The organism is Deltaproteobacteria bacterium, assembly GCA_003696105.1.
Lineage (GTDB): Bacteria > Myxococcota_A > Polyangia > Haliangiales > J016 > J016.
Genome location: RFGE01000275.1, coordinates 1 through 18,721 on the forward strand (window position 1 = coordinate 1; position 18,721 = coordinate 18,721).

Annotated in this window: 10 protein-coding genes; 8 read left to right on the forward strand and 2 right to left on the reverse strand. The window is 70.4% G+C overall.

Annotated elements, in window-relative coordinates; translation table 11 throughout:
• Positions 1 to 87: 87 nt before the first annotated feature.
• Positions 88 to 4,029, reverse strand: a complete 3,942-nt coding sequence (locus D6689_17640) for an NACHT domain-containing protein (GenBank protein RMH39093.1) — start codon at positions 4,027 to 4,029, stop codon at positions 88 to 90.
• A gap of 65 nt (positions 4,030 to 4,094) precedes the next feature.
• On the opposite strand from D6689_17640, the gene D6689_17645 reads away from it, so the two are divergent.
• Positions 4,095 to 4,814: an ABC transporter ATP-binding protein gene (locus D6689_17645; protein ID RMH39094.1), complete on the forward strand. Its 720-nt coding sequence runs from the start codon at positions 4,095 to 4,097 to the stop codon at positions 4,812 to 4,814.
• Positions 4,815 to 4,819: 5 nt separating this feature from the next.
• The gene (locus tag D6689_17650) at positions 4,820 to 6,076 is read left to right on the forward strand and encodes a hypothetical protein (protein ID RMH39095.1); all 1,257 of its coding nucleotides are present in this window, start codon (positions 4,820 to 4,822) and stop codon (positions 6,074 to 6,076) included.
• 191 nt (positions 6,077 to 6,267) lie between these two features.
• Here D6689_17650 and D6689_17655 read toward each other — a convergent pair whose 3' ends face one another.
• Entirely contained in the window at positions 6,268 to 7,278 is a 1,011-nt protein-coding gene (locus D6689_17655) for a hypothetical protein (protein RMH39096.1), read from the reverse strand.
• Between the two features lie 347 nt (positions 7,279 to 7,625).
• On the opposite strand from D6689_17655, the gene D6689_17660 reads away from it, so the two are divergent.
• The 6 genes from D6689_17660 to D6689_17685 form a co-directional block, all read left to right on the forward strand.
• The gene (locus tag D6689_17660; protein ID RMH39097.1) at positions 7,626 to 10,934 is read left to right on the forward strand and encodes a hypothetical protein; all 3,309 of its coding nucleotides are present in this window, start codon (positions 7,626 to 7,628) and stop codon (positions 10,932 to 10,934) included.
• Positions 10,922 to 13,906, forward strand: coding sequence for a hypothetical protein (locus D6689_17665; GenBank protein ID RMH39098.1), 2,985 nt, complete (start codon positions 10,922 to 10,924; stop codon positions 13,904 to 13,906). The genes D6689_17660 and D6689_17665 overlap by 13 nt, the downstream gene beginning before the upstream one ends.
• Positions 13,907 to 14,229: 323 nt before the next feature.
• The gene (locus tag D6689_17670) at positions 14,230 to 15,108 is read left to right on the forward strand and encodes an anti-sigma factor antagonist (protein RMH39099.1); all 879 of its coding nucleotides are present in this window, start codon (positions 14,230 to 14,232) and stop codon (positions 15,106 to 15,108) included.
• 6 nt (positions 15,109 to 15,114) lie between these two features.
• Complete coding sequence (locus D6689_17675) at positions 15,115 to 15,669, forward strand: PAS domain-containing protein (GenBank protein RMH39100.1); 555 nt, start codon at positions 15,115 to 15,117, stop codon at positions 15,667 to 15,669.
• 264 nt (positions 15,670 to 15,933) lie between these two features.
• The gene (locus D6689_17680; protein ID RMH39101.1) at positions 15,934 to 17,589 is read left to right on the forward strand and encodes a HAMP domain-containing protein; all 1,656 of its coding nucleotides are present in this window, start codon (positions 15,934 to 15,936) and stop codon (positions 17,587 to 17,589) included.
• A 29-nt stretch (positions 17,590 to 17,618) separates the two neighbouring features.
• Positions 17,619 to 18,721 (forward strand): hypothetical protein (locus D6689_17685; GenBank protein ID RMH39102.1); only part of this gene is annotated, 1,103 nt, incomplete at its 3' end.

Below are 18,721 nucleotides of genomic sequence, written 5' to 3' on the forward strand. Positions count from 1 at the left end.
CCGCCGCATCGTCCGGCGGCGCGCGCCGGTCACCGCACGCGCCGGCGGCGCGCGCCGGTCACCGCACGCGCCGGCGGCGCGCGCCGGTCAGCGCACGCGCGACGCGAGAAACGCGACCCCGTCGGCGCGGCCGTCGATGAGCCCCAACACGAGGCCCGCGGTTCGCCGGGCGAGCGGCGGCCCTTCGGCGGCGACCTTGTCGAGGGCGGCCCGGCTGGCGCCATCGTCTCCGTTGGCCAGAAACAGCGCGGCGGCCGCGACCAGCCGGCGCGTCGCGTGTGCCTCGCCGGCGACCAGGCGCGACGCGAGCGCGTCGACCGATTGGGACGCGGCGTAGGCCATCGCCAGCGGGGACAGCGCCGCCGCGCGCACGTCGCGCGCGGGGTCGTCGAGCGCGGGTTCGAGCAGCGCCACCACCGCCTGCGGATCGCGCGCGACGAGTCCCTCGCTGGCAGCCGCCGCTCGCGCGCGCACCGCCTCCGACGGCGCCGCGAGATCGCGCGCGAGCCGCGTCCGCACGGCGTCGATCGGGCCGACGCGCGCCAACGTCTCGAGGGCGAGCGCCGCGATCGTCGGGTCGGGGTCGCGCGTGGCGAGCGCCAGGGCGTCGTCGACGGCATCCTGCCCGAGCGCATCGGAACCGGCGGCGATCGCGGCGAGGGCCGCGCGCCGAACCGACGCCTCCGGATCGCCGAGCGCCGCGTGGATCGCCCCCGCCGCGTCGCCGCCGGCGGCCAGCGCGGCGCGGACGCCCGCGACGCGCACCGAGGCGGATGCGTCGGCGAGCGCCACCGGGACGAGCCCGGTCGCACCGATCGCGCTCGCCGCCGACAGCAGTTCCAGCTTCTCGGCCGCGTCGGCGCGTTCGAACGCGCGTTGAAGTGCCGCGGCGGCGCGGTCGGGGGCGTCGCGGCCGAGCGCGGCCAGGCCGCGCACCGCGAGAATGCGCACGCCGCGGTCGTCGTCCGTGGCCAATCCGACGAGCGCCTTCGCCGCGCGGTCGCGCGTCGCCTTGCGCCGTGCGAGGGCCGCAAGCGCACGCGCCGCGTCGGCGCGAATCACCGGGTCGCTGTCGCCGGCCAGTGCGATCGCCAGATCGTCGACCTGCCTCGGGTGTGCGTTGACGTGTGCGACCGCGCAGTCGGCGATGAGTCGCCGGACGTCGATCGACGGATCGCGCGTGGCGCGCCGCAGCTCGCGCGCGGCGCTGCGGGATCCGGCCGCGAGCGCATTGCACAAGCCGCGCACGCCGATCGGCTTGAGCGCGGCATCGTCCTTGCCGCGCGCCGCGGAGACGAGGTACGTGAACACGGCAGACGGCTTCGTCCGCGCGACCTGTGCGTACACCTCGGCGGCGACCCGCCGCGCGCGTCCCTTCTTTTTCCACAACTGCGCGATGCCTCCGACCGCCGCGCTCGTCGAGCCGCCGACTTCGACGCTGTTGGCCAACCCGTAGGCCGCGCCCACCGCGACGTCGAAGCGGTCCTTCTTGATCAACTCGTACAGCTCGTTTTGTGCCCGCCGCCCGACGAATCCGTAGGCGCGCGCCGCCGCCGCGCGTACCGCCGGCGAATCGTCCTCGAGCAGCGGTTTGAGCGACGGACCCGCGGCGGGTTCCTTCGTGCGCGCCAGTTCTCCCCAGCCGAGTGCGATCGCCTGGCGCATCGCCGGGCTCAATCCCGCGAGCCCCTCCGTGAGCGACACCAGTTCGACCGCGGCATCCTGCGGGTTGACGCGGGCGAACAGCGGCCACGCGGCCGTCTTGATCGCCTCGTCGTCCGATCGCGTGGCGAGCCGCAGCGGGCCGGCGAGTTCCCCGTATACCGATTTCGGCGCGTACTCGTCGAGCAATTCGAGCGCCAGCAGTCGGTGGTCGGTTGGCGCGCGGTGATCGCTCACGAGCGCGATCGCGGCCCGGGACGCGCTTTCCGGGTCGGTGCGGAACGCGCGGCGCAGCAACTCGGCCGCCCGCTTGCGGTGGCGCGCGACGGCGTCGGGATCGGCGAGGATGCGCACGGCCGCGTCCGCGTCGGCCGCGTCGGCGGTGTCCGTCGCGAGCGCGGCGAGCAACTCGGCGCGGGCGGCCGATTGCGGGTCGGCGGCGAGCGCGAGTTGGAAGATCGCGTGCGCCGCTTCGTCGCCCAGCGACCGCGCGGCGGAAAACGCCAGGTGGCGGATGTGGGCATCGGCCGACGCCGCCGCGTCCGCCAGAACGTCCCGGTACGCGTCGGGAAGGCGCGCCGCCGCCGCCGTCGCCAGCGCGAGCGCCGCGGTCTGCACCGCGGGGTTGTCGCTCGCGAGCGCCTGCTTGACCAGCGACACCTCCTGCGAGCCGCCGCGCGCGATCGGCCGCAGCGCGTCGAGCACGGCGATCCGGTCGTCGTCGGACAGATCGGATGCCGACAGCGGCGCCAGGTGCACCGCGTCGCCCGTCGCGGCATACGACCACAGAGCCCGCTCGATCGGATCGAGCCGTTCGAGCACGGCGTCGGCGTACCCGGTGCCCCCGAGGTCGCCGACGACGTCGCCGTCGGCGATTTCCGGCCACCGGTCGGCGGCGATCATCGCGCGGGTGACGCCCGGATCGGCGACAATCGATCCGTAGCGCGGGCTCGCCGGCAGCCAGAAGAACGCCGACAGGCCCGGCGACCCCTTGCGGACGACGACGCGCTCCGTGCGCCCGTCGCGCGTCGGCGCCGCGCCGAGGTAGTAGTTGCCGGCGAGCGCGAGCCAAATCGTGACGAGTGCGGCCAGTGGCACACCGACGGCGACGGCGGCCGCGGCGCGGAAGAACCGCCGTGTGCGGTGGAGCACCGCAAGTTCCTCGGGCGTCGACGGCGCAATGCCCTCGCGACGGACCTGCCACCACTCGCGCAGCGACAGGCGGCGGTGTTGTGCCGCCTTGCTGCCCAGCAGTTCGTACGCGCGCCGCGCGGCCGCCCGCGCGGGCGCGGCGATTTCGCGAATGCGCCCGGCCAACAGCTCGTGCGCGAGCCGATAGTGATGCGCGCCGTCGGCGCCCCGCACGACGTACAGCAGGCCGTGTTCGGCGAACGCGGCGGCGGCTCGCCGCGCGAACTCGCGGTCGATCCCCGCGCGGGCCGCGGCCCAGTCCGGGGGCTGCGGCGGGGCCTCGTCGCCCGTCGCCAGCTCCGCGAGCAGCCGCAGCGCCGCGCGTTCGTTGCCGGTCGTCGCGGCAACGTGTCCGATCCACTGTCGCTCCAGCTCTGTCGCCCCGCCGGCGGCGCGCAGGTCGTCGACCGTCGCGATGCGCAACGCGCGAATGGCGAGCGCTGCGATCTGCAGGTCGGCCGGCAGGATCGGTCCGGCCGCGGCGAGCTGATCGACGACGGCGTCGGCGAGCGTTCGGTCCGACGTGAGGCCCGCGAGCGACAGCGTGCGTTCGAGTACGTGCGCGGCCGTCGGCGGATCGAACCGGCGCAACTCGAAACGGGACGCCGGCGGGAACAGCGACCCGGTCCGCTTTTCGAGCGCGCCGAACCGGTGGACGCGGGCGCTGCAGCAGGAAAACAGAAACCGCGCCCGCCCGCGCGACCGGGTGACGACGCGCGCGAACAGGTCGCCGAGTTGCGCGTTGATTCGCTGGTCGTTGAGGCCGAGCAGGTAGTCGACGTCGTCGAGGACGAACAGGTACAGCTGCCCCTCGATCGCCTGCGACACGATCCGCGCCAGGTAATTCAGCGGCTGCTCGCCCTCGCTCGGGTTTTGGCCCGTGACCGCATGCGCGGCCTCCGCGAACGAGCGTGCCGGGTCGGACAGGTCGTCGCACGGCAGTACGATGACGCCGTGGTCGCGCAAGTGCGGAATCAGTCCGGCGCGCAACAGCGACGTCTTGCCGACGCCCGCCTCGCCGTACAACAGCCCGGCGCGGAAGCCGTCGCCGGTGATCAATTTGGCCAGCTCATCTCGCTCGCCGTCGCGGCCGTAGAACACGTCGCGCTCGGATTCGGTAAACGCCGCGAGGCCGCGCAGCGGAGTCCCCGTCTGCGGATACGTCGTCGCCGGCACGGGCTCGACTATAAACGAAATCGCGCAGATGCGAGTTGTGGCGCGCTTACTTTCGGCAGTAGCCTGTGCGCGTGTCCGCGATCGATGTCTCCGATCTCACGGTCCACTACGGTCGGCGCGTCGCCGTCGACTCCGTGAGCTTGCGCGTCGACGCACGCGAAATCGTCGCCGTGCTCGGCCCGAACGGCGCGGGCAAGAGTACGCTGCTCGCCGCGATCGCTGGCGCGCTGCCGGCGACCGCGGGGACGATTCGGATCGCGGGCGTCGATCCCGCGCAACGCCCCCTCGATGCGAGGCGCGCGACCGGGTTTTGCGACCAGCCGCCGACGCTGTACGAGTTCCTGACCGTCGAGGAGCACGTTACGTTCGTCGCGCGCGCGCGCGGCGCGGAGGACGCGGCTGCCGTGACGGCCGTGTTGGCCGACCTGGGGCTCGCCGGCGTGTCGCAACGGCTCTGCCGCGAGCTGTCCTTCGGTATGCGGCAGCGAGTCGGCCTGGCTGCCGCTCTGATCGGCGCCGTCCGCGTCGTGTTGCTCGACGAGACGCTCAACGGGTTGGATCCGCGTGCGTCGGTGCGCGCCCGCGCCAGCGTGCAGCGTGCCGCCGAAGCGGGCGCCGCCGTGGTCATGTCGACGCATTTGCTGGGGGTCGCCGAGCGCCTGTGTTCGCGCATCGTGATCATGGACCGCGGCCGGATTCGCGCCGATGTGGCGGCGCACGGTCTCGATGCGGCGGCGGTCGAAGAGTTGTATATGCAGCACGTTCGCGACGAGGACGCGGCGTGACCCACATGACGGCTCGCGAGTTGTTGCGATGGTCGGCGTTGGAGGCGCGCCGGCGCCGTCGAGCGCGCGCGGGGCTCGGGCGCGTACCGCCCGCGGGGTGGGCCGCCGTCGCCGCCGCCGCGCTCGCGATCGAGATCGTCCGCCGCGGAGGAGACGAGGTCAGCCGCCTGTGGATTGCCGCGGCGGTCATCGGCAACGCGGTCGTCGTTTTCGGCGCACCGTTTCGCATGTACTGGCGGCGAGACACGGCCTTGCTCGCGAGGCTGCCGCTCGACGGCGACGTGCTGTACCGGGTGGCGCTCGCGCGCAGCGCCGCGGCGGCCGCACGCGTGGCGGTTGCGCTCGCGGTCGCCGCGTGCGCGTTCGGCGCCGTCGATTCGTGGGCGATCGCGGGCCGCCACGCGCTGCTGGGCGCGATCGGTGCGGTCGCGTCCGCTGCGCTCGGTCCAGCGGTCGCGCTGTTCGCCGGCGCGCTGATCGCTTCCGAGCGCGCGATGGCGTTGGTGCACAGTCTCGCGGGCGGCGAGATCGGGGCGCCGAAGACGACGTGGCTCGGGTTGCTGCCGGGCGTGGCCGCGGCCGCCGTCGGCGCGGCGCTGCTCGCGGGAGCGCCGTGGGCAGCGGGCGATACCGCCACCGCGGTCGGCTCACCGGAGGCGCTCGCGGTGGCGGCGATCGGGATCGCCGCCGGCGTCCTCGCCGCGTCGCTGCCGCTCGCGCGCCGGTGGATGGGGGCCGCGGTGCGCGAGGTGGCAGCGCTCGACGCCGTTCGGCTGGCGCACGTCGACCGCGTCGGCCCGTCGGCACTCGAGCGAGCGTGCGGCCGCCTGCTGTCGCGCGGCGCACGCCTCGTGTTCGACAAGGACGCCGCCGTCGCACGCCGGCGGTATCCCGCGCCCTATCTCGTCATGGGGCTGGGTGTCGTTGCGTTGTGGATCGTCGCCGCCGTACGGCCGGAGGCGATGACGACGTGGGCCGCCGCGCTGCTGGGCGCCCAGGCGACGTATGCCGCGGTGATGGCCAGGCGACTGTGGACGCCGCCGGTCGAACACGCGGTGCTGGTGCGCACGTTACCGATCGCCTCGGGTGACGTCGCGGCCGCCAAGCGCGCTGCCGCGGCGCTGCGCGCGGCGATCGCGATTGGCGCCGGCGGCGTGCCGGTGGTCGCGCGTGCGCCCGACCCGGCCGAGCTGGCCGTCGTCGTCGCCGCGGCGGCCGCCGTCGCGTTGCTGGCCGGCGCGCGCGCAGATCGGCGCGCGTGAGCGCCGCGGCGGGCGAGGAGGCGGTTGCGCGTAGGCGCGCCAGCGAGGTTGCGACCTGCGAGGCGAGGTTCGGCGCACGCCCGCAGCGCACGAGGGCGCGTATCCACATACGGTACCGAGGGGCGCGAGGACGTACGCCGAACATCGCCCGCTGATCGCGACCGCAGCCAGCGGCGATGCGCAACAGCCTCCTAGGTTTTGAGGACACCCGGGCGCGTCGGTTCGTCGTCGGTCGGCGACGCGTCGTCGCGGTCGGTGTGGAACACGTGCAGGGATCGAGTACACGCGTCCGCCTCGCGCCCGCTCTGGCGCAGGTCGAACAGGCAAACGACCTCCGTGCGACGACCCGGGTCGACGTTGGCGACGAACCGCGTCACGGAGCTGAGCACGAAGTACAGCCCCAAGCCGGCGCCGCCGCCACCTGTCGGCCGCGGGCGACCGCGCTCGGTGCGCGCGCGCAACAGGTGATCGACGATGGCTTCCTTGTGTAGCTGGCCGAACGCGTCCTCGACCGACACCGCGAAATAGCGCCCGTCGCAGGCGTAGCGCAGCAGCGCGGGCGACGCGATCGCCGCGCCGGCGTCGACCTCGTCGGCCGAGGGGACTCTCGGGGTCTCGCCGCGCGCGATCGCGGGCGCGTCGTACATGGCGTTCATCAGCAGCTCGTCGGTGACGCTTTCGATCTTGGCCACGAGCTGCCGGCGCGCGCCGACCGATCTGGCTTGTTCCGCAACCGTGAGCAGCGCGATCCGTTTCTGCTCGTACGAATCGATCGACAGCTCGTGCACGCGCACGCCCCACGCGAGGTACTTCTCGAGCCCGAAGATGTCGCCTGAAAGCAGCTTCACCGACGTGACGACGAGTTCATCGTCGTCGCCGCTCGAGTTCTTGCCGACGTCGCTGATGATGTGGTCGAGCCCGGTGTGGCGGAGCAACTCGACCACGTCGTTGTCCTCGAGCGATGCGCCGAGGCAAATGATGTCGCCGCAGCCTCCCGCCTCGTCGAGCAGCGCGGGCAGGTCGACCTCCGCGCGCGCCTGCTGGTCGACGATGACGATACTCGGCGGAGGCTCGAACTGGCCCGTCCCCCTCGCGCTGCGGAATTCGACGGTCGACCCCGCCGCGTGGAGCGAGCGTTTCAGCGTCCGCCGCAGGCTCGGATCGTCCGTGATGCAGAGCGCGTGCGGCGACAACTTGGGCATACTTCTTTACCATTGTATCTGCCAGCATTCGCGGGCGTCAAAAAAGAAGCGCGCCGCGAGCGCGATCCAGCGTACGAATTTCGTGATGTGGACATCGGTGCGCGTCAGGCGGTGCGTGTGCGCCGGCCGCAGCGATGTGGCGTCGAGTGCGCCGGTGTCGGTACGAGCGCGGGCCGGTCGACATCGGTGCGCCGCAAGTGGCGGCGATCTCATATCGCCTGGTACGATTACGCGCCCACGGCATGAGCGTACGTCCGCCGCCACCACCGCCCAGTAAGAAAGACGACCCGGCACCCGCGCGCCGGGCGGCTACTCCTCCGCCGATCCCGGTGGACGAGCCGAGTGAAGTGGAGGACAGCTCGCTCGCGACGCGACCGGTGCCGGCGCCGGATGCCGCCGCGGCGGTAGACGAACTTGCCGGGCTGATCGCCGGCGAGGCGGAGGCCCTCCTCGTCGGCGGAGACGGCGCGGCCGAGGAGGCGTTGGCCGACATCAACCTGCGGCTCGCGTTGCTCCACTGGGACGTGCTCGAGGATGCGGAAGCTGCGGCGCGCTATCTGGAACTCGCGGATCGCCATCCGCTCGCGCCGGCGCTGGCGCTCGCGCACGCAGTGACCGAGGGCAGCGCCGAAGCGTTGGTCGCCGCGAGCCACGCGCTGGCCGAGGCGACGCCCGAGGCGCTCTCGGTCGTCGGCGGTGCCGCGGCCGCCCTGCGCGACGTGGCCGAGGCGTGGCTGTATCGGTTCAACGATGCGGAGCACGCCGTCGCCGCCGCCCGCGTCGCGCTCGATCGCATCGCGGCCAGCGAGGGCGCCGCCGCGGACGAACTGCGCGACGAGCTGCGCCACGTGTACGCGGCCGGCCTCGCGGCCGCCGGCGAGTGGCACGAGTTGGCGTCGCTGCTCGCGGAGGCTGCGGTCGCGTTCGGCACCGGCCGGCGCAGCGCGCCGCGCTCGCGGGTTCCGGTGGACGCGCTGCGCAGTTTGGGCGAGGCGATCCACGTATACCTCGACCGGCTCGCCGACGCCGACGCGGCACGCGGGTTGATGACCCGCGCGCTGTCGGTGGAACTGGACAGCCCGGCGCGGCCGAGCGAGGCGCTCGCGCGGCTGTACATCGTCGACCGCGCGATCGAGCTGGCGGCGGCGGAGGCGGGCGACGAGCTCGACCTCGCCGCGCTGCTCGCGTCGCGCGAGGCGCTGCTTCCGGCGGACTGCCCGGTGGAAGTCGGCGCGACCCGCTACCGCGCGGCCGCGGCCGCCGAACGCGCGGGGGACAGTGCGCGCGCCCGTGCGGTGTTGGCTGAACTCGCGGCGCCGGCCGCGTCCGCGGGAGCGCAGGCGGAGTGGGGCCCACGGCTGGCGCAAACCGAGCGCCTCCGGCTCGCGATCGCAGCCGAGCAGTGGACGGAGGCGGCGGCCGCGCTGCGCGAGTTGGCCGGCCACCCGGCATCGGGATCGCTGGCGCCGTTGTACGAACGCCGCGCCGCGGAGGTGCTCGATGCGCGCGCCTTCGACGCGCAGGCCGCCGTGACGCAGTGGCGGCGACAGTTCGATGCTGACACAACTGATTGGACCGCCGCTCGCGCGGTCGAGCGCCTCATGTTGGCCGGGCCGCCTGAGCCGCTCATCGACTTTTTGATCGCGACGGCAGAGATCCCCGGGAACCGGATGGCCGCCCGGCGGCGCGCGGCGGCCGTTGCCGAGAGCCGCGCAGGCGACGTGGACGCCGCGATGCGGCTGCGCGCCCAGGCCGTGCGCGCCGACGACGACATCGGGGCGATGCTGGACGTGGCGCGGCTGCACCGCAAACAGCGCGACCGGGACGCGCTGGCGGCGGCGTATCTCGCGATCGCCGAGCGCGTGGGCGTGGCGCGCGCGAAAGCCGCGCTGGAGTGCGCGGCCGGTGCACTCCACGTGTCGCGCGGGCGCTACGACGCGGCGCGCGCCGCGTTCGAGGCAGCGGCGCGCCATGCGCCGTCCGACCCGACCGCGTGGGCCGCGCTGGCGGACCTGCACCGCCGTGCCGGTCGCCAGCGCGAGCTGGCCGTCGCCCTCGAGCAACTCGCGCGCACCGCCGCTCTGGCGGACACGCGGGTGCGCGCGTTGCGGGAGCTGGCGGCGATCACGGCCGACTTTCTCGCCGACCCGAAGGCGGCGATACGCCACTACGAGGCGGCGTTGGACATCGATGCCGACGACGTCGAGTCGCTGGTTCAGCTCGCGCGGTTGTACGACAAGGTCAAGAACTGGTCGCGCGCCGTGGACCTGCGCCACCGCGCAGTCGATCAGGATGGCGATGTCGACCGCCGCGTCGAGTTGTGGCTCGAGATCGGGGCGATCGAGGAGCGCCATCGCAAGGACGAGGCCGCCGCGGTGAGCGCGTACGAGGCTGCGCTCGACCTCGCGCCGGACAACGTGACCGCACTCGGCGCGCTCGCGCGGATCCACCGCCGCCGCAACGCGTACCCGGAGCTTTTGAACACGTTGCGGCGCGAACTCGATGTCACGGAGGATCCGCAACGGCGCCTCGCGCTGCTCCTCGACATCGCGGAGGCGGCGGAGCGAGTCGCCGGCGAAGCGCCGCTGGACGCATATCTAGCGGTGCTCGCGGTCGACCCGGCGAGCGACAAGGCGCTTGCCGGCGTCGAGCGCATCGCGGTCGCGCAGAACCGATGGGACGTGATCGCCGACGCCTTTGCCGCCGCGCCGCCGACGGCGCACAACCTGGACGTGTTGGCCCGCGCACTCGAACAGCTCGATCGCTACGACGCGTTGGCGAAGACGCGCGCCGCTCAGATCGAGTTCGCGAAGACCGACCGACAGCGCGCGGAGCTCGCGGTGTCGGCGGCGGAACTCTACGAGAAGCAGCTCGACAACGCCGAGGAGGCCATCGATCTGTACGAGCGCGCGCTCCAGTTTCAGCCGGGACACGAGCGGGCGCGCGCCGCGCTCGCCCGTCTGCTCGAGACGCACGCGCGGTGGCCCGAACTGGCGGCGGCGCTCGAGCGCGAGCTGCAGGCCGTACCCGCGGGCGACAAGAAGCGCCAGATGGTGCTGCTGGCGCGCCTCGCGGAGTTGCGCCGCGACAAGCTGCAAAAGCTCGGCGACGCGGCGCTCGCGTACGAGGCGATCCTGGAACTGGCGCCTGGTCACATGCCGGCGCTCGAGGCGCTGCAGGAGTTGTACGAGCGCCTCGACCGGCCGAAGGACTTGTTGCGGGTGCTCGAGGCGCGCGCGGCCGCGGTCGATGACCAGAGCGCCAAGGTCGAGCTGTGGACGCGGATCGCCGAGGTGAAGGCTGACCGCGGCGACATCGACGGCGCGGTAGCCGCCTACCAAGACGCATTCGATGCGGACCCGAGTTCGCGCGACACGTTCACCGCGCTCGAGCGGCTGTGCTACCGCCACCAGCGGTGGATCGACGCGATGTCGCTGTACGACAAGGCGACCGAGCTGGTCGAAAGTGGCCGGTCGCGCGCATACCGGCTCGGCGATCTCTACCTGCGCCGAGGCCAGGTGCAGCTGCAGTACCTCGACCAGCCGGGCGAAGCGGCGGCGTCCTACCTGCGCGTCATCGAACTCGATCCCGACAACGACACCGCGATCAAGTTTCTCGAGACGATCTTCGCACAACAAAACGATTGGGCCGTCTGATCAGTGCGTACGAGACGCGCGCCCAACTCGCGCGCGACGACGACAAGCGCCTCGATAGCCTCCGCCGGGCGGCTCGGGTTGCGGGCGCGAAGCTCAAGGATCCGGCCGAGGCAGCGCGAATCTACGAGGCGATCGTCCAAATCGATCCGGCCGACACGGAGGCGCTCGACGCGCTCGAGCGGTTCCATGAGCGCGCAAGGAACTGGCAGAAACTGGTCGACGTGCTGCGCATTCGGCTCGAGTCGGCACCGGCGGGCGACGCCGCGACCGCACTTTTGCGCCGCATCGCGCGCATCTGCGAGGAGGGGCTGCGCGACGAGCAGCAGGCGATCGAGAGCTACCTGCGCATCCTCGAGATCGCTCCCGGCAACAAGGAAGCGCTCGAAGCACTCGGCCGGATCTACGAGTCGACCGAGCAGTGGACGCAGTTCATCGACATCACGCGGCGTCAGATTCGCGTCACGACCGACCGCAACCACAAGGCGCTGCTGTATTTCAAGTGCGGTTCGGTCATGGAGGCGAAGTTCGGCAAGGAGGAGGACGCGATCCGGTACTACGACGCCGCGATCAAGACCTCGCCGTCTTGCCTGCCCGCCGTCCACGGACTGCGCGACCTGTATCGCCGCCGCCAGGATTGGCCGCGCGTCATCCAGACGTTGGAACTCGAGGTCAAGCTGTGGCAGGACGACAAGGAGCGCGCGGGCGTATTCGCGCAGATCGGCCAGATCTACGGCACGCATCTCGGCCAGCCGGAGCGCGCGTTGCACTACTACGAGTCGGCGCTCGCGGTGGATCCGGAGTGCCTGCCGGCGAACAAGGCCTTGTTCGAGCAGTACTACCAGGCCGGCGACTGGGAGCGAGCGAAGCCGTTGGCACAAGCGCTCGCGCAGAAGGCGATGCGCGAAGGCGATCCGAGCCAGCGCTCCGACTTCTACCTCAAGCGGGGGATCGTCGCGCGCATGACGGGCGACATGCGCAACGCAGCCGAGAGCATCATCATCGCGCTCGAGATCAAGCCGACCAATCTCGACGCGCTCGACGCGCTCGGCGACCTCGCCAGGGTCGCCCCCGACGCCTACGACTTTCCGGCGACCTACCGCGAACTGGAAAAGATTTACAAGCGGCGTGACGACTCGGCGCCGTATATGGCGCGCGTCCACGTCGCGCGCGCCGTCATGGCCGAGCGGGAAGGCGATCTCGACCAGGCCGAGACGTTGTATGCACAAGCGCTTGGCGAGGCGCCCGACGATTTCACGATTCTGTCGGCGCTGGTCGACCTGCACTGCAACATGCGACGCTGGTCGCATGCGTGTGACGCGATCGTCAAGTTCCTGAACGGCTCGCCGCCGCCGCCAGACGACGTCAAGGTGCGCGCGATGATGCGCCTGGCCGAGATTCACGACGAAGGCGAGATGGATGCGCGGCGGGCTGCAGCGGTGCTGCGCGAGGTGATCAAACTCGATCCGTCACACCAAGAGGCGCACTACCGGCTCGCACAGCAGCAATATCTGTTGGGTCGCTTCGACGAGGCGCGCGCGTCGATCGAGCGAGTCATCGAGCTGGCGGCTGCGCCGGGACAGGACCTGCGCCCGGAAAACCTCGCGCGCTATTACTACTACCTCGGCCGGATCATCGAAGCGGGTGGCGATCGGCGCGCGGCGACGTCGCGCTATCGCCGTGCGGCGGAGTACGACCCCGGGTATGCGCCGCCGGCTCTGGCGCTCGCCAAGCGCGCCGTGGAGGCCAACGATCAGCGCGGCGCGGAGACGCTGCTCATCAACGCGGCGCACGCGGCGATGGAGACCGGCGGTGCCGCTGCAGCCGTCCCACTGCAGCGCGGGCTCGCCCGCATCCTTCTCGCGTCCGGCGAGCGCGCGGCGGCCATCGAAGCGTATCGCGGCATCCTCGCGGTCGAGCCGGACTCGGCGGCCAATCGCGTGGCGCTCGCGGAGATCTACGCCGTCGACGATTTGCCGAAGGCGATCCAGGAACTTCACCGCGTGCTCGAACGCGATCTCCGCCACGGGCCCGCGTACCGCATGCTCGCGCAGTCCTACTTGCAGATGGGAGAGACCGAGCGGGCCGTCCGGCTGCTGTCGGTGATGCAGCTACTGGGCTACGCGGAAGACGAAGACGAGACGGCGCTGCGGCGAGCCGAGGCGTCGGTGCGGTACACCCCGTTGCGCGGTCAGATGACCGACGAGCTGCGGTCGCAATTCTTGATTCGGCACCGCGGCTCGGCGTACGGCAAGTTGTTTCGGGCGTGCGCGGCCGAGATCACCGCGCTGTTCCCGCAGCCGTCGATGGGCGAGAATCTCGCACCCGCCCAGGCGACGGACGACGCCGCGTTCAAGGTGGCAATCGCAGACAGCGTGCGACTTTTCGGCGTGGAGCCGGAGATCTACGTCGGCGACAAGGTGAGCGACGGGATGGTCGTGCTCGCGTACCCACGGCCGATCGTGGTTCTCGACCGCAGTCTGCTCGACGAGACGGACGCCGCGCGCCGCTTCCTGCTCGGCCGGGCGTTCGAAGCGATTCGGGGTGGCTACGCGGTGTTGTTGCGGCTTACGCGCCGCGAAAAGCTCGAACTGGGCGGACTGCTTCGGTCGCTGCTTCTGCCCGAGTCCGAGCAGACCGGACCGACGCGCGAGTTCGTCCGCAGCCTGCCGCGCCGCGCGCTCCGCGTGATCGAGCGCCTGTCGGGGCACCGGATCGATGAGGACGTCGAAGACTGGGTCGACGGCATGGTGAACGCCGCCAACCGCGCCGGGTTGTTCGCGGCCGACGACTTCGGCGCCGCCGCGCGGATGATGTTCCGACTCGCAGGTGAAACGATGGCGCTGACCGCCGACGGCGCGCTGGCGCTCGGCGCGCTCCAGGGCGGCGAGGACCTCGTGCGGTTCTTCCTCGCCGACGACTACCATCGAACGCGCGACGCGCTGGCGCGGCCCGCGCCGCCGTCCGGGGCGTGACGAGTGCGAATCGCGCGCACAGGCGCCGGCCGATGCCTCCCCGCTCGCGGAGCCCGCGGGGACCACGCGCTTGCGGGGCGGGCGCCGGCTCGCGGCGCGCGGAGCGCGGGATCGGCGCCGGCCCGCGGCGAGCGCAGCGCGGGCGGGCGCCGGCCGGAGGGCGGGCGGGCGGCGGCAGGGGCGCGATCGCCGGCCGCGCCGACTTCGAGGATCTCGGTCCGTGGGCTAGGCTTCCCGGACCGATCTGATATACACTAGCGCGGAAGCGCACTTCCGGCAGTATTTAGTATTCTGCATCACAGGGATTACGTTCCGAGGGTCGGATGAGCCAGAAGTTCCAGGCGACGGTGCATCAACGTGACGACGTCACGTTCGTCAAGCTCGCCGGAGTGATCGACGAAGACAACGAACTTTCCGACTTGGTTGACAAAATCGGAAAGGGGACGTGTGTCATCGACCTCGGCGAGGTCGAGCGCATCAACTCGTGCGGCGTGCGCGACTGGGTCAACTGGCTCGGCAAGATCGAGAGCGCGGGTGCCGAGGTCGTGCTGGTCGAGTGCTCGCCGGCGATCGTTGCGCAGATCAACCTCGTCAACAACTTCACGGGCAAGGGCGTCGTCAAGAGCTTCTACGTCCCGTACTTCTGTCCCGAATGCGACGAGGAAAAGGTGCTGCTGTGCGAGACCGCCGACATGGGGCCGCCGCCGCACGAGCCGCCGACTTGTCGCTGTGACGAGTGCGACCTCGTCATGGACTTCGACGACATGCCCGACTCGTACTTCGCGTTCCTCGCGAACCAAAAGAAGATCGCGGACGCGGGCAAGGTCGATCAGGTCATCAGCGAGTTCAACCCGGGGGACGGCGAGAAGTCCAAGATTCGCTCGCGCGTCGGCTCGACCAGCCTGTCGGGCGCGTCGCTGTCGTCGTCGTTGCCGAGCGTACCGTCGCTGCCGTCGATCTCGCGGTCGTCGGCGGGGCTCGGAACGGGCGCGGGGTCGCGGCCGGGCAGCGCGTTCACGGGCACCGGCTCGCGACCGGGCTTCGGCACCTCGCCTGGGTCAAACCCGGGGACGTTGCCCGGCTCCCCGCCCGACGCGCGCGCGGCGGCCGTCGCGCCCCGCAGCGGCGCCGTCGTCTACGTCCTGGTCGGGGTTCTCGTGCTCGCGATCGTCGTGTTGGGCGTCCTGCTGTTCGCCAAGTAAGTCCCCGTGGCCGATTCGGCTCTCCAGCGGTTCTTGCAAGAGTTCAAGCGCACTGCGCCCGCGATCGTCGACAGCTACTTCGTCGTCGACAAGGACCGCAACATCGTAGACTTCAACCGCGCGTTCTACGCGATGTTGCCGCGCCAGGTCGCTCGCGGCCTCAAGGGCAAGAAGTGCTACGACGTCATCGAACTCAACATCTGCCGCGACAACTGCATCGCGATGCAGTGCTGGGAAAGCGGCCGCCACGTGCGGCTCGACGAAATCACCGGCACGGTCATCGGCGACGCGGAGGGGCAGCAGCTGCGATTCATCCTGTCGGCCGTGCCGATCACCGACGACGACGGCAACCCGATCGGGGCGCTTGAGATCCAGCGCAACGTCACCGACGAGGCGGTCGTCCAGGTCAAATACCAGGAGATGCTCGAAACCGAAGCGCGCGAGCGCGAGCGGCTCGCTACGCAGATCCGCGCGCGCACGAAGGAGCTGCTGGAAACCAACCAGCGGCTGCTCAAGACGCAAAAAGAACTGCTCGCGTACAAAAAGGGGCTGATCGCGTAACCGCCGCGCGAGCGGCGCACGACGGCCGCGCGGCCGAGACGGCCGGCGGGCGTGGAACACCCCGTCCTGCGAGCGGCGCCGCGGCACGCGGCGACGGTCCGGTGGCCGCTGCGCAACCGCAGTGCCACACGGCTCCGCCTACACGTCGCCGAATGAACTACACGTCGCATGCAAGCGAAGCTAACTCGGCGCGCCTGAACGGATTTCCGGTAAGCCGCCGGTTTGACCGGGCTGTGTACTGCGCGTAAGATCGACGACAACGCTATGGCCAAGCGCGCTGGGCCGAGCATCTCGGTCAAGATGATCCTGACCACGACGTTGCTGATCCTCGTGATCGTCGTCGGGTTCGGATTTCTGAACATATACAACGTCCGGAAGGTCTACGACAAAAGCGCGGAAGACAAGATCGCGCAGTTCCGGGAACAGCTCACCGCCAGCGGCGCCGCGGTGACGCAGACGTTTGCGCAGGCCGTGCTGCCGTTTCTGGCGGAGTCGAACGTCCCCGAGATCAAGGGCCTCGTCGCGAAGACGCAGAAACTCGATCCGGACCTCCGCCTGATCTACGTGCTCGACGGCAACCGCGGCGTCGTGGCCCACTCCGACGCGAGCCGCTACGGCGAAGGCAACCCGCCGATCAGCGACGAGTCGTGGGCCAAGATCGTCGAGCACTGGAAGGAGCAGCAGGCGGCGGGCGAGACGAATCCGCTGGTTCGCGGATTGGCGCTCAAGACGCCGCGGGACGGCAACCTGCTTTACTTCGCATACCCGGTCTACCTCGGCGGCGTGACGCCGACGATCAGTTCCGCGCTCGCCGACGACCCGGGAGACAATCGCCTCGGTTACGTCGTGCTCGGCTACTCGCTCGATCCGATCGAGCGGTTCGTGAAGGAAGCCAAGCAGGAAAAGGACCGCGCGTCGTATGAGGCCGCCTTGCGCACGGGCGCGGTCGGGTTCTTGTTCGTCCTCATTGGCTCGCTGCTGGCGATCTTCCAGGGACTGAGCATCTCCAAGCCGATCAAGGTCCTCGCGTGGCGCGCCGATCAGATCGCGCGCGGCGACCTCGAGGCACGGGTCGAGGTAACGAGCACCGACGAGATCGGGATGCTCGCGGAGAACTTCAACTTCATGACCGACCAGCTCGTGATCCTGCTGCGCGAGACCCAGGAAAAGGCGCACATGGAAAAGGAGCTGGAGGTCGCGCGAACCATTCAGGAAACGTTGGTACCGCCCAACGATCCGGTATCCACCGACTTCATGGAGTTTGCCGGCTACTTTCAGCCGGCGTCGCAATGTGGTGGAGACTGGTGGACCTACCACGAGTTGGTAGGCGAAAAGACATTGATCGTGATCGGCGACGTCACCGGGCACGGCGTTCCCTCCGCCATGATCACGGCGACCGCGAAGGCGGCGTGCGACGTCGCGAGGACGATCAACAACAACGACGTGACCGTCACGACTCTGCTCGAGATCATGAACGACGCGATCTTCCAGAGCGCGAAGCGCAAGTTCGTGATGACCTGCTTTGCGTCGATCATCGACCCGCGCACGCGCACGATCACGTACGCCAACGCCGGTCACAACTTCCCCTACCTGTTCCGGCAGAACGAGGGGCGTGGGGAGTTCGGCTCGCTCATGATCCGCGGCAACCGCCTCGGTGACTTGAAGGAGTCGAAATACGAGTCCAAGACGACGAAGCTTGCGCCCGGCGACCTGCTGATTTGGTACACGGACGGCATCGTCGAGTGCGAGAACGCGCAAGGCGAGGAGTACGGCGAAAAGCGGTTCCGCGCGTCGATTCGGCGAGCGGCGCATCTGTCCGCCGCGGAACTGCGCGACAGCGTCGTCAACGATGCGATGGCGTTCTTTGGTGACATGCCGCGCAAGGACGACATCACCATGGTGATCGGCAAGATTCTGTAGGAGGAAACGTGAGGGCCGCCAGGATCGCAGTGTGTGCCGCCGCCGTCTTCGCCGTTACGGCGTACGTCGCGCCGAAGGTGTTCGCTCAGACCGATGTGAGCGAGGCCGACGAACTGTTCGACCGCGGCGACCCCAAGAGTCTCAAACGGGCAGCCAAGAAATACGACGCGGCGATCCGCAAGGACCCGCGCGGCGTGCCCGCTGGCGTCTACGGGAAACGTGCGGCGATTTACGTGTTGCTCAAACAGATCGACGCGGGACTGCAGTGGGTGGATACCGTCGCGCTCAAGCAGTATCCGGACGCGCCGGAGATCCTCGAGTACAAGGCGCTGATGTTGTGGCAGCTGGGGCGGCGCGACGAAGCGATCGCGATCGCCGACCGCGTGGCGAAGGCGAAGCCCGATGCGTTCCAGGTTCAGTTGTTGCGTGGCAACTACTATTACGGGCGCGACCCGGCCAAGGCGGCCGATGCGTTCGAAGCGTATCTCAAGTATCGCCCGGCGTCTCTTGCAGACGGCGATGCTTTGCCGCGTCTGAAGCTCGGCATCGAATACCTTCGCCGCGGCGACGCCGACGCGGCGGAAAAGCACTTCGAGATCGTATCCAAGCAGTTCCGGAGAAATCCGCGCTGGCTGCTCAATGCCAACAACGGACTCTGCGCGGCGTACACGCGCAACCGCAAGTTCGACCGCGCGATCACGCTGTGCGAACGGATTGTCGAAAACCCCAAGCAAATCGACCGCACAGGGGCGGTGTGGTTCAATCTCGGGCAGGCCTATCTGCACATGCGGCAGCCTCGCAAGGCACGGCAGGCAGGCCAGGAGTTCTTGCGCTTCCAGCCGAACAAGGCGAAGGGATACGTGCTCGTCGGTGATGCCTATTTCGAGGAGAGGAACTTCGAAGAGGCGCTACGCTACTACCGGCAGGCCGAGGAACGCGCCGGCTCTGACGCGGGGCTGCTGAAACGACTCGGCAAGGTGTATCGCGCGCTCGGGCAACCAAAGCTGGCGCTTCCCAAGTTGGTCGCCGCGGCGGCTGCCAACCCGGATTCGGTCGACCTCGCGCTCGAACTCGGCGAGACGTACCTCCACCCGGACATCCGCGAAGACGACAAGGCGCTCGCCGCCGTCGA

What these genes read in the sequence shown, in the direction of transcription:
- D6689_17650 (RMH39095.1), top strand. Translation starts at nt 4,820, where the DNA reads ATGACGGCTCGCGAGTTGTTGCGATGGTCGGCGTTGGAGGCGCGCCGG.
- D6689_17655 (RMH39096.1), bottom strand. Translation starts at nt 7,278, where the DNA reads ATGCCCAAGTTGTCGCCGCACGCGCTCTGCATCACGGACGATCCGAGC.
- D6689_17670 (RMH39099.1), top strand. Translation starts at nt 14,230, where the DNA reads ATGAGCCAGAAGTTCCAGGCGACGGTGCATCAACGTGACGACGTCACG.
- D6689_17680 (RMH39101.1), top strand. Translation starts at nt 15,934, where the DNA reads ATGGCCAAGCGCGCTGGGCCGAGCATCTCGGTCAAGATGATCCTGACC.